This window comes from Trichocoleus sp. DQ-A3, from assembly GCF_039961975.1.
In the GTDB taxonomy this organism is placed as follows: Bacteria; Cyanobacteriota; Cyanobacteriia; order Cyanobacteriales; family FACHB-T130; genus FACHB-T130.
In genome coordinates this window covers 1-13788 of sequence record NZ_JAMPKC010000013.1, presented here as the reverse complement: position 1 = coordinate 13788, position 13788 = coordinate 1, and the positions used below count along the sequence as shown (strand labels likewise).

Sequence of the window (13788 nt, the reverse complement as noted above, 5' to 3'; positions counted from 1 at the left end):
AAAACCCAATAATTTACCACAATCCGGGTAAACAATACTGCAATTATTAATACTTTTAGCAATTCCGAAGCGCGATCGCGATTGAAACCATCTAACAATGCGATCGCTTACCTGCTACTAACTGCAATGGAACATCGTTGACACAATCTACTCCTAAAAGGACAAGACTGTTTCAGAAACATTTACTGACTATGCTATAACCTTAAAAAAATCTCAAGGATAAATCGAGTATTATCTTTTGGATGTAATTCAGCGTCTGAGTCAAAGTTAGAGGTTAAAGTTTAATGGATAAAAAGAAATGGCAGTGGTTTCAAGTTACCTTCCAGTTAAAAGGATCGGTCATTCCGGCAGTCTTGCCCAGAACCCTAATCTGCGGGCTATTTGGCTTAATTATTTCTGTTCTTCACCATTTTAAATTAGCTGTATCTTTGCCAATTTTAGCTAGCTTAATTCCTAATATTGTTTTAGGTTTATTACTGGTTTTTCGGACGAATACAGCTTACGAGCGGTTCTGGGAAGGTCGGAAATGTTGGGGTAGTATCGTGAACACTGTCCGCAACCTGGCTCGTCAAATTTGGGTATCGGTTGACGAAAACGAACCGAAAGATAGAGAGTCGAAAATAGCTGCTTTACGGCTTCTAGTAGCTTTTTCAGTAGCGACTAAATTGCATCTTAGGTCAGAGCCAGTCAACAGTGAACTAGAAGATTTGATGTCTGAGTCTCGCTACTTTAAGCTAAAGACAATGAACAATCCACCACTAGAAGTTGCGTTTTGGATTGGAGATTATTTACAAGAACAACATGGTCGAAATCGCCTGAATGTTTATCAAATGAATTCTTTGCAAAATTTGATTAATCTACTAGTAGACAATTTAGGGGCTTGTGAACGCATTCTCAAAACTCCAATTCCAATGGCTTATGTAATCCATCTCAAGCAGTTACTGTTAATCTATTGTCTATCTTTGCCGTTTCAAATGGTTGGACAGTTGCATTGGTGGACTGGGCTAACGGTTTCTTTAATTAGCTTTACATTGTTTGGAATTGAAGAAATTGGGATTGAAATTGAGAATCCTTTTGGGCACGATGCCAATGACCTTCCTTTGGATGCGATTTGTGCCACAATGCGGCGCAATATTGAAGATTTAATTTCTCTAGCCCCTAGTGTTAGGGATTGGAAGACCACAAAAATTGATAAAGCAGGATAGGAAAAAAGCCTGCTAGCGATCGCAGAAGACGAATCCGATTTTACTGGATGTCTACAACAGAAACAAATATTCCTACTCGCCTTCAAAAGCGATAGGGAGATTCATTGTGGAGCATCCTCAAGGGAAATTAGGTCGCGCGATCGCTTCAATGTTGCTTAAGATACATGACGATTTTGAGAAGGTTGGTATCATGTTTAAGAAATTAAACTCTGCCCAAAAGGAAATCTTCAATGAATGGTGCATGGCTCATAAAATTTAGTGTAGTTTTATACTTTATAACAGCGGCTGCACTTCTGGCAGAATTGATAAATTTTCATCCATTTTCAGGTGCCCCAGTAGTGACTAGCGAAGAGCAAGTACAACCGATTGCTGTAGATTATCAACTTTGAAGGGTGACACACCAGGGGAATGCCATTACAGAGGATGGTTATATAAATTTTTACAAAAAAGATGCGTTTCACTACCCACTCTCGTTAGCGATCGCAACTTGATTCCATCATTCTTCTCTGGAACCAGGTAATAATACTTAGTCCAGTTACCTTGCAGATTTCTGCAATAAAACCGTAAAACAGGCGAAAGAAATCCGCTGTTGTAGATTGGCACGTATCGGGATGCTCCCAAAGGAAAAGCGATCGCTTTAAACGAAAAGCGATCGCTTTTTTCTCACCTCAAGGAGTCATTAAACCAAAGCGGCTTGCTTCAACTGTATCCCGTCAGGTAACTTCCCGCTACGCAACCATTCATCCATTTCTGAAGGAATATTAGCGGATTTGAGTTGTTCCCGCAGTTCAGCGCCTTCCAAAACTTCTTTTTGCAAAAGCATCTGTGCCAGCTCTTCCAGTAAATCCCGATTCTTGTCTAAGATTTCTAAAGCCATGTGGTGCGCTGCATCAATCGTTTCCTTCACTTGGCGGTCAATCTGCTCAGCCACCACGGGACTCACTGAACGACGCGGATTGCTGTAACCCTCGATGAACTGTTGCTGCGGCTTCTCAAACGCCACGGGTCCCAATTCATCGCTCATGCCGTAGAGAGTAATCGCCCGTTCCGCCAAATCCGTTGCCTTTTGGATGTCATCACTCGCACCCGTAGACACTTTCCCAAAGATTAACTCTTCCGATGACCGTCCACCTAGGAGAGTGGCGATTCGACCGCGAATTTCATCTTCTACCATCAAAAAGCGGTCTTCCTCTGGCATCTGGAGCGTGTAGCCTAGGGCACCGACGCCACGGGGGACGATAGAGATTTTCTCCACTTTACCGGCTCCCGGCATCAAAGCCGCGATAATCGCATGACCGACTTCGTGATAAGCGACAGTCTTTTTCTCAACATCATTCAGAACGCGGGATCTGCGCTCCAATCCAGTGACAACACGCTCAATTGCTTCGTTGAAGTCTGCCATCATCACAGCGTCGCGGTTCTGACGTGCTGCCAGTAGCGCCGCTTCATTCACCAGGTTGGCTAAATCGGCACCGGCAAACCCAGGTGTGCGACCCGCGATCGCTACCAAGTCTACATCATCTGCTAATTTGACATTTCGGGAATGGACGCCGAGAATGGCTTCTCTACCCACTTTATCCGGGCGGTCTACCACCACTTGCCGGTCAAAACGACCCGGACGCCGCAGAGCTGGATCTAGCACTTCTGGGCGGTTCGTGGCGGCGACGATAATCACCCCGGTATTCCCATCAAAACCATCCATTTCGGTGAGCAACTGGTTAAGGGTTTGTTCGCGCTCATCGTTTCCACCGACAAAGCCTCCAGCACCGCCACGAGATTTACCTAGCGCGTCTAGTTCGTCGATGAAGACGATGCAAGGTGCTTGTTTTTTGGCTTGTTCAAATAAGTCACGGACTCGTGCAGCGCCGACACCGACGAATAGCTCGATGAATTCGGAGCCAGAGATACTGAAGAAAGGAACGCCCGCTTCACCCGCGATCGCTTTTGCTAAGAGTGTCTTTCCAGTTCCCGGAGGTCCCACCAGCAGCACGCCTTTGGGAATTTTTGCTCCCAATCGGGTGTACTTCCCGGCATTTTTCAAGAAATCCACAATCTCTAGCAGTTCTAACTTGGCTTCATCGACACCCGCCACATCACTAAACTTGATGCCGGTGCTGCCTTCTGAGTAAATCCGTGCCTTGCTTTTCCCAACCGTCAGCGCTGCGCCACCTGCGCCTCCACCCCGGTTCATCAACCATCCCCAAATTCCAAAGAAAATCAGGGGAGGAACAACCCAACTGAGGAGGGTTCCAATCCAGCCATTGTTGTTGGGTGCAGGTGCAGCAAACTTTACGTTATGTTCGCGCAGGATCTTGGGTAGATCCAGATCGATTGCCACTGGCGTGGTGACGAATACCTGATCTGGTGCGGCTTGCTCTCCCGTGGCATCGGATTTAAGCGCATACTCGATCCGGTCATTGCTCACAACTGCCTGCTCAACTTTACCGCTTTCTACCTGATTGATAAAGTCGCTGTAGGGTACCTGCGGCAATTGAGAGCCAAAACTCGGAATGATAAAGTTTAGCAGTAGAAGGATAGTGAACAAAATCAGGAAGCTGCCGCCAAACTGCTTTGTTCTAGAGGCTTTGGGCGATCGCTTATTATTATTTTCAACAGGCATTGTAGATACGAACCTCTTAAAAGTTATAAAGTTTGAAAGGTTGCTTTCAGATGTCTACCGAGTGAAAGCTAAATGCACTCTTGGCTTCAGTAAGCTTTTAGAGCATCGAAATTGGTAACTAGGGTGAGGCTCTAAAAGCTATTGTAAAAAAGGGGATGCGATCGCCTGGGTTCGGTGTCTACCCCTACAAGCATCCGTATAGCCGTACTTTAGTCTTTGTTTATTAAGTTGTATGACAACTCAGGTTGGATTCATTCTTAAAGTGCTAGTCGCCTCAGCGGCACTGTCAATCTTAATTAAGTACGGTGGTCCCTATTTATCAATTCCAGCATCCCCAGCCCTAGTGCTGATGGTTGTGTTTCTGCCAACGCTGATTATGGCTGTGACCTTCTGGCAGCGATCGCGACAATATCGCCAACTGGACTAAGTTGTATTTTAAGTATCAATGAATACTTATCTGACTAGAGCGGTTTACATAAAAACACTGAAACAGTTGACGCTTGGCAGCTATTCAAACCTTACTTTCAACCCATGCGAAAGTTGCCAAAATCGGCTAATCTAGCTGCATTAAACGGCAATTACAGCCTATGTCAGCTCGGAGTCAACACCTGTGAATCTAGGTCAGTGGATTGGCTTATTCGTCTTAGTCGTTTCTCTTTATGTTTTGTGGCAAATTCGGCAGGTGTTGCTGTTGGTGTTTGCCGCCGTTGTGTTGGCGACTGCCTTAAACCGATTGGCGCGGCGGCTGCAACGATCGGGAATGAAACATGGCATCGCGATCCTGGCGTCGATTGTCTTATTATTAGCTCTGATTGTCGGGTTTTTTTGGCTGATTGTGCCGCCCTTTACCGTCCAGTTTCAAGAACTCACAGAACGGGTTCCTAGAGGGTTTGAGCGCTTGAATCTTTGGGTAGATCGCCTCAGAACGGGTCTTCCTAGCCAGCTGACACCGTACCTACCCGATGTGGAGAGCATAAGCCAACAAGTACAGCCCTTAATCAATCGGCTATTGGGCAGTTCGGTCGCCTTTTTCTCCAGCTCTTTAGGGATTATCCTCAACGTTTTGCTGGTGCTGGTTTTAACCGGAATGTTCTTAGCAAATCCCCAAGCTTACCGCAAGGGATTTGTGCGGCTATTTCCTTCTTTTTATCGGCGGCGCGCGGATGGGATTTTGGATCAATGCGAGGTGTCATTAGGGCGATGGCTTGGAGGCGCTCTCATTAGCATGAGTGTAGTCGCACTGATGAGTATGATTGGCTTGTCGGTTTTGCGAATCCCGTCGCCGCTGGCTCAAGGGATTTTGGCGGGGGTGCTAAATTTGATTCCCAATCTTGGCCCGACGATTAGTGTCATCCCACCAATGGCGATCGCGCTGTTGGAGGCTCCTTGGAAATGCTTGGCTGTGTTCGGTCTTTACTTTTTTATTCAGCAGGTTGAAAGCAATTTCTTAACACCCTACGTTATGGCTCAACAGGTGTCGCTGTTGCCAGCCGTAACGTTACTTGCTCAAGTATTTTTCGCCACATTCTTTGGATTTTTAGGGTTGGTCTTGGCGTTACCGCTAACCGTTGTTGGTCAGATTTGGTTCAAAGAAGTCTTATTCAAAGATGTTCTCGATCAATGGCGCAGTCAGCGCGAAGCAGATTTTGATCCAGAGGGTATAGCAACGTCTCATGAAGCTGCTGAATTTGAGCGAGAAACTGTGGTGTTGCCGGAAGGGAAGTCATCCATTAATGACAAGCCTAATTTTGATAACGAGAATCAGGCGAATGTTAATGATGTGACTGATAAAGGGAAGAAGTAGCGATAAGTAGCGATCGCGATTAGTTAGTAACCTCCGATGAGAAAATAATAAGACTTTCTCCAATTGCCCTCTTGGAATACGACAACACTTGCAAGTATCTCGCTGAGAACTACCCAGATGAATTTGCCAAGTGGCTACTGTCATCTGAAGTTTCAGACATCCAGGTAATCAAAAGCGAACTCAGTTTGGAACCGATTCGCGCCGATTCTGTCATCTTCCTGCAAGTCGCCAACCAAATCTTGCACCTGGAATTTCAAACCTCGGCGCAATCAACTCCGCCCCTCGACTTCCGGATGCTCGACTACTACACGCGGCTGAAGCGGCAATATGGGTGTGAAATTGTGCAGATAGCAATCTTTTTGCAAGCCACTACCTCAGAACTCGTCTTTCGACAGCAGTACACAGACACAAACACCAGACATCAATATCGAGTCATCCGTATGTGGGAGGAAGATCCCACCCCACTGCTAGCAAACCCGGCTCTCCTACCCCTGGCAACCTTAGCCCGCAGCGATTCACCCAGAGCCTTATTAGAGCAAGTCGCCACTGGGGTCGCTAGGATCGAGAAAACCACCGAGCGACAGAATATCCTCGCTTGTGCCGGGGTTCTTGCTGGTTTGCGGTTTAAAAAAGATTTGATTCAACAACTATTCCGAGAGGAAATTATGCAGGAATCTGTTATCTATCAAGACATTCTCCAAAAGGGCGAGCAACGAGGTCTGCGACAAGGAGAAGTGGCGTTAATTTTGCGGCAGCTCAGGCTACGATTTGGTGACATCAATCCCGAACTGCAAGAACAGATTCGCGGTTTATCGATTCCTCAATTAGAGGGATTGGCAGAAGCGCTGTTAGATTTCTCCAGCCAAACTGATTTAGTTAGTTACTTGGCGGCGATAGACTCATCGGCAATCTGAACAGCAACACATACCGTTAACCTCCCAAAAGCGTCGCCCCACGAGGCATCGCAATAGTGGAAACTAGGGATGAGCAAAAGTCCGACCCTTCAACCTTCCCTATGCGAACCCTTGCCGAAATTAACGACAAAATCAGCCACCAGCGTGCAGTGGTGTGGACAATAGAAGAATTAAAAGCACGGGTGGCAGAAGTGGGAGTCACCCAAGCTGCGAAGCAAGTAGATGTCATTACCACCGGCACTTTCGAGCCGATGGAGTCTTCGGGGGCGATTATTAACCTGGGACACACCGATCCCCCAATTAAAATTCGCTCCTGTTGGTTAGATGGGGTTTTAGCCTACTCTGGCTTTGGGGCAGTAGATCTGTATCTGGGAGCAACCCAGATGGTGGAATATCGGAGTACCGGCGAACCCCTAGACGGCGAGGAATCCAGAGAACGCGGCGGCGGTCATGTGATTGAAGACTTAATTGCCGGGAAAACGGTGCAACTACGCGCCATTGGACAAGGGACGGACTGCTACCCTCGTGCTTCCTTTGAGACAACCATCACCCGCGACACGATTAACCAGTTTTATCTATATAATCCCCGCAATCTATACCAAAATTTTATCGTCGGGGTGAATGGAGGCGATCGCCCGCTTTATACTTACCTCGGCCCGCTGCAACCCCGTCTCGCGAATGCCGTCTACTCAAACGCTGGGGCAATTTCTCCCCTCCTGAACGATCCAGACCTGCAAACGATCGGGATTGGCACTCGGATTTTCTTAGGCGGCGGCGTTGGCTATGTAGCGTGGGAAGGCACCCAACACTTCCCCTTACAAAAGCGGTTGCCAAATCGAACGCCTGTTGGTCCGGCGGCTACCCTTGCCTTAATGGGAGACGCCAAACAAATGAATTCTCGCTGGGTGCGCGGCTGTTACTTCAAAAATTATGGCCCTTCTATGATGCTAGGCGTTGGTATCCCACTGCCCGTTTTACAAGAGCAAGTCGTCGCCAATTGTGCCGTGCAAGACAAGGAGATCGTTGCGCCGGTTGTCGATTTCTCGATTCCTCGGCGCGTCCGTCCCACTTTTGGGCTTGTGAGTTACGCCCAGCTGAAGACGGGACGCATCACAATTGAGGGCAAACCCGTGCGGGTTGCCCCCTTAGTCAGCCTATTTTTTTCTAATCAAGTAGCGCTGGAGTTGAAGCAATGGATTGAGGCGGGGACATTTACCCTCACCGAACCTGTTGCCCCCATTCCACTGGATCGCTCATTTTTACCCCAAGACCGATGGGGTTCTCAAATTTCCCTAGATTAGTCATTTGTCATTCGTTATTCGTTATTAGGTGTAACTCATCACAGTGACTCATGACTAACCGCCAGTTTATTCTGGCGGCGGGGAAGAGCGCTTAACTGGCTTTGGCAAGGGTTCCTTGCGTTTGGGGGATGGGGGCGCGATCGCTGCGGGTCTTTCTCCGCTTGGACGCACGGGACGCTCTCGGCTTCCTCCTCCTGGCTTTCTGTTGGGAGGACGCCCACCTCCACCGCCTCGAAACGGCTTCTTGCCCGGAATCTTTCTAGGAGGCAGGCGACCAATATCCTGGCTCTCCTGAATTACCAGGGAGTTCCCCTGTCGCTGCACCTGCAAATCCATGAAATGACCGACTGCCTTTTCTTGAACCACACCATTGAGTTTCAACTTGAAAAACTTGGGTGTGTCTTCCTGCTTGCGAGGAGACTGCTTAATCTTGACGATGATGCCTTCTTCTTCTTCTCGCGACTGAAAAATCACTTCCCCGCGAATCGAAAAATAGCCATCGTTCGCCGCCGACTCTTCACTTTGAATATGCGTGGGTTCGGACGATTCTGCTGCTTCCGCTTCTGGGTCAGACGACGGCTGGTTCAGCCTTTCCGGCTCCCAAACGCCCACAATCTGGACGTGCAAGTTGCCGTCTTCTTGTCGCATCCGGGGATAGACAACCCATAAATGTTCCTGCTCTAAGTTCAGGTGATTTTTGACTAAACTCATCACCCGACCTAATAGCACGGCATCGATGGCTGTTCCATCGCTTGCCAGCAGCATTCCTCGCGTAAATTGCTCGTCGGAGGACGTGTACTTACCCTTTACTAGGCCAATGGCCCGGTATTGCATGGGTTCGCTAGGGGGAGGAATGGGTTGCTGTCGTGTGACAGCAGGATTCTCTTCAGTTGTTTGTTCCAAATCGCTGTTTGACGCTGTATCCGCTGGCGTTGGCGGACTGGATAGGGGTGGTGGTTCTGGCTTAGGATCGCCAGAAGACTGGGATAATTCGGAGAACCGATTTACAGAAGGACTCATAATACTCCTCGCGGCGGAGACACATCCCCTTGGGGGGAGTCAGTCAGCTCATTGTACTGAATGCGGTGATACGACTGGTAGATCCGTAATGTTTTTGCACTCAGCAAAAACACTTACACCTTATCAAGTTCGGTTCGATGCTGCCACTATTTTAAAATGTGGAGACAGTGATGCGGTTTGCCAAGTGTGACAGTGGAAAATAAGATTGTGTTTGATAATGGCAATAGAGTTCAGAGCAGTCGTGTGTCCCAAAAGCGCAATCGCTGGTTTATTAATCTAGTCCTAGGGCTAGGCGTGTTAATCTTTGTCGGATTATCCATCATTCCGTTGGTGGGTATTGTTTTTGACGGCAAAGAGCCTACTACTGGGGCAACCCCAACACCGACTCAGACGGCAGGGGTAGCTAATCAAGCGGAACTGGAAGCGCAAGCGAAAGGTTACGAACTGGTTTTGCAGCGAGAACCACAGAATCAAACGGCGCTGCGGGGGTTGTTAGAAGCACGGCTAAAAATGCGCGATATCAAAGGCGCGATCGCACCTTTGGACAAACTGGCAAAGCTGAATCCCGATCAAAGCGAGTACGCAGTTTTACTTGCACAAGCTAAACAGCAAACAGGAGATCGCGAAGGGGCTGCCCAAACTTATCGCTCGATTTTGACTTCTAAACCGGGAGATATGAACGCCCTGCAAGGTCTTGTGAGTCTTCTGGTACAACAAAACCGTCCGGAAGCAGCGATTGGCTTGCTGCAAGACACGTTGAAAACTGCTCCCCAAGTGAATCAAGTTCAACCTGGTAGCGTCGATGTCACTTCGGTGCAGTTGGAGTTGGGCAAGGTTTACGTTGAGCAAAAGCGCTATCCGGAAGCGATCGCTATCTACGATGACGCCATCAAAGGCAATCGACAGGATTTTCGTCCGGTGCTAGCGAAGGCACTGGTGCTGCGAGAACAAGGCAAAATCGCCGAAGCTAAACCCCTATTCAATACGGCGATCGCTCTAGCTCCAGCTAGAGTCAAAGACCAAATTAAACAACTGGCGGCTGACGCACCCGCACCCACGGCTGCGCCCACGACTTCACCTACGACTTCGCCTTCTGTATCTCCCAGCCCTACGCCTTAACCTGGGTCTTAAGAATTAAAAATGCTTTCATCAAAAAACAGAATTTTTAATGCAGGCATTTTTAATTTTTAATTTCCTTCCAATAAGGCGAGCGCTCCAAACAGCAAAAACAAGCCGCCCCCAATTGTTGTAATTAATCGCTCGGAAATTCGTCCGGCAATCATCCGACCCCCCAGAACAGCGATCGCTGCACAAATACTATGCCCCGCAATAGCCCCAGCCGTAACCCCTACAGCCGACTGGGACGCAGCTAGAGCAATTGTGGCAATCTGAGTGCGATCGCCCCACTCTGCTACAAATGTCAGCATAAAGGCTTCGAGGACAATCGCCCAAGGAGTTTTCTTTTTTGGCATTTTCGACTCAGCTTCTTTAACCGTGGCGATCGCTTCTTCGGCTTCTTCACAGTCTGGTCCCGCTGGCATCTGGCTTGCTTCGTACAATAACTTCACCCCGAAGCCAACAAAAAAAATAATTTCTGCAATATGAAGATAATGCTTGGGGAGTAGAGACGCCACTTGTCCCAAGAGAACCGACAGAACCGTCATTGCTGCCAATGCCGCCACAACTCCTGCAAATACCAGTCGTCGGGAGTGGCGCATTGCCAGAATTACCGCAATGAAAAAGGTTTTATCGCCTAATTCGGAAAAAGTGATGAATAATAAACCGGCAGTAAAAGCTGTCAGCATCCTCTCAAGCTCCTCAGAATGTTCTACCTATCGCATCTGAGTGAGCTTTCTGGAGGGTACATGGGACTTCACCAGCAGCTCACATCGGATGTGAACTCGGTGAAGGTCTCGCTCCCAAGGTTTGAAACTATTAGTTCAGCGACTAGGCGCTTATTTTTAGTTTCTTTCGCTTGTCACCTGAACCAGGCTCATCGCCAGTATGTTGATTCAGATGGGCTAGCATCATTCTTTGCTAGCAGCTACTCCCCTTCATTGTTAAGTAATTATACATCTAACTGTGGGTAGAAGAAATTAATAAATCTACATAAATTTGTTTGGGGAGTGTCATGGCAGGCGATCGCAATATATCCCCCATTCGCAGCCAGCACGCCTGTGGGCAGGTGGAAAGTCGGCAGGTTATGAACTTGCAAACTTTCCACCTAATCACTTAATACTTCCGTTCCTTTGGCTCAAACATAGTAATGTTTACCGGGCGATCGCGCAAATCGATCCCGGCTGGAGAATAGAAAGCCATCGTGTGCTTGAGGAAATTCTCATCGTCACGCTCAGGATAATCTTCGCGGTAATGAGCGCCTCGACTTTCTTGACGGTTGAGCGCCGATGTCAGAATCATTTGTCCGACAATAATCAAGCTGCGGAGTTCCAGCGCCTCGATGACTTCAGTATTCCAGAGTTTACCTTTGTCATCCAGGTAAATATCCTGGGATTGCTGCTGAATCTGTTGCAGCTTGTTCAAACCTTCGCGCATCAATTCCTCGCTGCGGAAGACACCGCAATACTCAGTCATGCAGTCTTGGAAGGCTTGACGCACTTGGTTAATCCGGTATTGACCCGATTGTTCTAGTTGCGCTTGGATTTTGCAGTGAGCTTCTAGCAGATAGGGTTGCTCATCCAGTTCGGGCAGCTTGCGGTTTTGGACAAATTGCGCGATCGTTGCCCCCGTTTTTCTGCCATAAACCACACACTCCAACAGGGAATTACTGCCCAATCGATTTGCCCCGTGAACCGAGACACAAGCAGCTTCTCCAGCGGCAAAGAAAGCGTCAATTAAACCATCTGGGCCACTTTTCACCTGACCGCTGGTATTGACGGGGATGCCGCCCATTGAATAGTGAGCCGTAGGGCGCACGGGCATCGGTTGATCTACGGCATCGATGCTGAGTAATCGGTGAGCTTCTTCCCAAGCAAAGGGAACCCGACTCATAATTTTTTCTCGCCCCATGTGGCGCAAGTCGAGATAGACAAAGGGACCACCGGCGCTGCCATCGGGATGAACGCCCCTTCCGGCACGAATTTCTCGCGCGATCGCTCGTGAAGTAATATCGCGGGGAGCGAGTTCCATGCGACTGGGGGCATAAGTCGCCATGAAGCGATCGCCCTCAGCGTTGATCAAATACGCGCCTTCACCCCGCACAGCTTCCGAAATCAGCACTCCCACCGGATACAAGCCCGTCGGGTGAAACTGCACAAACTCCATATCTTCCAACGGCACCCCGGCGAGGGCAGACATCGCCAACCCATCCCCCGTCGAGGCGTAGTCATTCGAGGTGGTGTTAAATACCCTGCCATAGCCGCCCGTGGCGAACATCACCGCCTTCGCCCGTACAACCTCAATTCGCCCGTCCAGAATCTGGTACATCACCACACCCTTCGCCTGGGCGTCTTCCAGAATCAGCTGCATCACGTACCACTCATCGTAGATGCGGACGCCGTGACGCCTGAGATTATTCACCAGTTCGTGCAGAATCGCGTGACCCGTCTTATCCGCTGCATAGCAAGTGCGCCGGTGAGAATGCCCCCCAAAAGCCCGCTGGGCAATCCGACCATCCGGCAATCGGGAAAACAATACTCCCATGTGTTCCAGGTCGATGATCGTGTCTGGAGCCTCGCGGGTGAGGATTTCCACCGCATCCTGATCCGCCAGGTAGTCAGATCCCTTTACGGTGTCAAAAGCGTGGTCTTTCCAACTGTCTTCAGGGTCTACATTCTTCAGCGTTGCCGCCATACCCCCCTGCGCGGCGACCGAATGGGAACGAATCGGGTGAGTTTTGGCAATCAGCGCTACATCTAAGCTGGGTTCTGTGCGGGCAATCTCTAAGGCGGCGCGACACCCCGCTAATCCACCTCCCACAATCACGACATCGTGTTCAAGCATCTTTAAGATCCGCTCTTTGGAATTCTTACATCCATGCTGACGCAAATAAAAACTTCCCCACCACAAAGCGGGGAAGTTCTTCATAAATTTCTTTTTAGTCCTAATACCAGTCCTCAGTCCTCAGTCCTCAGTCCTCAGTCCTCAGTCCTCAGTCCTCAGTCCTCAGTCCTCAGTCCTTAGCCCTCAGTTCTCAGTGTTGACCAAAGACTGATGGCTCTTCAACTGGTTACTTGGGCAGGGTTTTGGTTGGGTAAACTGCCACCAACGGTCTCAGTGGTGTCCTGGATATCCATTGCAGAAACCTCAATGTGGTTAAACAACGTGGTCACGAAGGCAAAGAGCAAGAAGGGCAAAGACAGCACTAGGATGAGTCCGACAGTCATTAGGGCGTAAATTTGCCGAGTGGTACTCCACAGCGCTAGTGCAGAGGCGAGACTAATGAAGATGACAATCAGCCAAACGATGATTTGCCCATAGATATCGCCAAAGGAGAGAGTACAGACGAAGCGATACTTTTGCATTTTATCCATGACGTTTCCCTTGCAACATTCCTTTAAAGTTCTAGGTTAAGGTTCTGACACGGGCTTGGCAGATTTCTAAATCTTTTTACAAGAGTTGCAATATAGCTTTACAATCTACCCCAGTGTGCCGAACGGTTGCTACTCACTGCGTTCCAGCCATAGCGATCGCTCTCGAATTTAAAATCATTATCCTTCCTAGCCGCATTCTAAGAATGATTATCGGAAGGTGATTCTTCTTTTTATACAGCAGATTGCAAGTTCATGAAGTACAGTAGCAGCAGTTTGTGAACCAGTTGCGTAGGTGTTTTGGATTGACTAAATCAAGTGCAGTAGCAAGCAAAGTATCAACCATTTTTGTTGTGGTTGGAGAGAACTGTCGTAAAAAAGACTTAAGGTGTGACCACCAAAGCTCAATCGGGTTGAAATCTGGAGAGTAGGGTGAT

At 48.6% G+C, this 13788-nt stretch carries 14 protein-coding genes; 8 read left to right on the top strand and 6 right to left on the bottom strand.

What is annotated here, in order from left to right; all coding sequences use genetic code 11:
• The first annotated feature begins 284 nt into the window (after positions 1 to 284).
• On the top strand, positions 285 to 1205 hold the full coding sequence (locus tag NDI44_RS18185; RefSeq protein ID WP_190412019.1) for a bestrophin family ion channel: 921 nt from the start codon (positions 285 to 287) through the stop codon (positions 1203 to 1205).
• Positions 1206 to 1435: 230 nt separating this feature from the next.
• Complete coding sequence (locus NDI44_RS18180) at positions 1436 to 1594, top strand: hypothetical protein (RefSeq protein WP_190412018.1); 159 nt, start codon at positions 1436 to 1438, stop codon at positions 1592 to 1594.
• Between the two features lie 290 nt (positions 1595 to 1884).
• On the opposite strand, the gene ftsH is transcribed toward NDI44_RS18180, so the two are convergent.
• Entirely contained in the window at positions 1885 to 3825 is a 1941-nt protein-coding gene (ftsH, locus tag NDI44_RS18175; RefSeq protein WP_190412017.1) for an ATP-dependent zinc metalloprotease FtsH, read from the bottom strand.
• A gap of 232 nt (positions 3826 to 4057) precedes the next feature.
• On the opposite strand from ftsH, the gene NDI44_RS18170 reads away from it, so the two are divergent.
• The 4 genes from NDI44_RS18170 to NDI44_RS18155 all read left to right on the top strand — a co-directional run bounded on the left by NDI44_RS18170 (position 4058) and on the right by NDI44_RS18155 (position 7844).
• Complete coding sequence (locus tag NDI44_RS18170; RefSeq protein ID WP_190412016.1) at positions 4058 to 4252, top strand: hypothetical protein; 195 nt, start codon at positions 4058 to 4060, stop codon at positions 4250 to 4252.
• A gap of 183 nt (positions 4253 to 4435) precedes the next feature.
• Positions 4436 to 5629, top strand: a complete 1194-nt coding sequence (locus NDI44_RS18165; RefSeq protein WP_190412015.1) for an AI-2E family transporter — start codon at positions 4436 to 4438, stop codon at positions 5627 to 5629.
• Between the two features lie 71 nt (positions 5630 to 5700).
• Positions 5701 to 6543, top strand: coding sequence for a DUF4351 domain-containing protein (locus tag NDI44_RS18160; RefSeq protein ID WP_190412014.1), 843 nt, complete (start codon positions 5701 to 5703; stop codon positions 6541 to 6543).
• Positions 6544 to 6644: 101 nt separating this feature from the next.
• On the top strand, positions 6645 to 7844 hold the full coding sequence (locus tag NDI44_RS18155) for a homocysteine biosynthesis protein (RefSeq protein ID WP_190412013.1): 1200 nt from the start codon (positions 6645 to 6647) through the stop codon (positions 7842 to 7844).
• Between the two features lie 66 nt (positions 7845 to 7910).
• Here NDI44_RS18155 and NDI44_RS18150 read toward each other — a convergent pair whose 3' ends face one another.
• The gene (locus tag NDI44_RS18150; protein ID WP_190412012.1) at positions 7911 to 8864 is read right to left on the bottom strand and encodes a hypothetical protein; all 954 of its coding nucleotides are present in this window, start codon (positions 8862 to 8864) and stop codon (positions 7911 to 7913) included.
• Positions 8865 to 9107: 243 nt separating this feature from the next.
• On the opposite strand from NDI44_RS18150, the gene NDI44_RS18145 reads away from it, so the two are divergent.
• Positions 9108 to 9983: a tetratricopeptide repeat protein gene (locus NDI44_RS18145; protein ID WP_190412011.1), complete on the top strand. Its 876-nt coding sequence runs from the start codon at positions 9108 to 9110 to the stop codon at positions 9981 to 9983.
• Between the two features lie 68 nt (positions 9984 to 10051).
• On the opposite strand, the gene NDI44_RS18140 is transcribed toward NDI44_RS18145, so the two are convergent.
• The 3 genes from NDI44_RS18140 to NDI44_RS18130 all read right to left on the bottom strand — a co-directional run bounded on the left by NDI44_RS18140 (position 10052) and on the right by NDI44_RS18130 (position 12824).
• Complete coding sequence (locus NDI44_RS18140) at positions 10052 to 10669, bottom strand: TMEM165/GDT1 family protein (RefSeq protein WP_190412010.1); 618 nt, start codon at positions 10667 to 10669, stop codon at positions 10052 to 10054.
• Between the two features lie 263 nt (positions 10670 to 10932).
• Positions 10933 to 11088 carry a hypothetical protein gene (locus NDI44_RS18135; protein WP_190412009.1) on the bottom strand — a complete coding sequence of 52 codons (156 nt, stop codon included), beginning with the start codon at positions 11086 to 11088 and terminating at the stop codon, positions 10933 to 10935.
• Between the two features lie 8 nt (positions 11089 to 11096).
• Positions 11097 to 12824, bottom strand: coding sequence for a succinate dehydrogenase/fumarate reductase flavoprotein subunit (locus tag NDI44_RS18130; RefSeq protein ID WP_190412008.1), 1728 nt, complete (start codon positions 12822 to 12824; stop codon positions 11097 to 11099).
• Between the two features lie 33 nt (positions 12825 to 12857).
• On the opposite strand from NDI44_RS18130, the gene NDI44_RS18125 reads away from it, so the two are divergent.
• Complete coding sequence (locus tag NDI44_RS18125; RefSeq protein ID WP_190412007.1) at positions 12858 to 13004, top strand: hypothetical protein; 147 nt, start codon at positions 12858 to 12860, stop codon at positions 13002 to 13004.
• 38 nt (positions 13005 to 13042) lie between these two features.
• Here the strand turns inward: NDI44_RS18125 and NDI44_RS18120 are convergent, their stop codons facing one another.
• Complete coding sequence (locus NDI44_RS18120) at positions 13043 to 13354, bottom strand: hypothetical protein (RefSeq protein ID WP_190412006.1); 312 nt, start codon at positions 13352 to 13354, stop codon at positions 13043 to 13045.
• Between the last annotated feature and the right edge of the window lie 434 nt (positions 13355 to 13788).

What these genes read in the sequence shown, in the direction of transcription:
- NDI44_RS18130 (WP_190412008.1), bottom strand. Translation starts at nt 12,824, where the DNA reads ATGCTTGAACACGATGTCGTGATTGTGGGAGGTGGATTAGCGGGGTGT.
- NDI44_RS18155 (WP_190412013.1), top strand. Translation starts at nt 6,645, where the DNA reads ATGCGAACCCTTGCCGAAATTAACGACAAAATCAGCCACCAGCGTGCA.
- NDI44_RS18125 (WP_190412007.1), top strand. Translation starts at nt 12,858, where the DNA reads ATGCTGACGCAAATAAAAACTTCCCCACCACAAAGCGGGGAAGTTCTT.
- NDI44_RS18180 (WP_190412018.1), top strand. Translation starts at nt 1,436, where the DNA reads ATGAATGGTGCATGGCTCATAAAATTTAGTGTAGTTTTATACTTTATA.
- NDI44_RS18120 (WP_190412006.1), bottom strand. Translation starts at nt 13,354, where the DNA reads ATGGATAAAATGCAAAAGTATCGCTTCGTCTGTACTCTCTCCTTTGGC.
- NDI44_RS18150 (WP_190412012.1), bottom strand. Translation starts at nt 8,864, where the DNA reads ATGAGTCCTTCTGTAAATCGGTTCTCCGAATTATCCCAGTCTTCTGGC.
- NDI44_RS18170 (WP_190412016.1), top strand. Translation starts at nt 4,058, where the DNA reads ATGACAACTCAGGTTGGATTCATTCTTAAAGTGCTAGTCGCCTCAGCG.
- NDI44_RS18140 (WP_190412010.1), bottom strand. Translation starts at nt 10,669, where the DNA reads ATGCTGACAGCTTTTACTGCCGGTTTATTATTCATCACTTTTTCCGAA.
- ftsH (WP_190412017.1), bottom strand. Translation starts at nt 3,825, where the DNA reads ATGCCTGTTGAAAATAATAATAAGCGATCGCCCAAAGCCTCTAGAACA.
- NDI44_RS18185 (WP_190412019.1), top strand. Translation starts at nt 285, where the DNA reads ATGGATAAAAAGAAATGGCAGTGGTTTCAAGTTACCTTCCAGTTAAAA.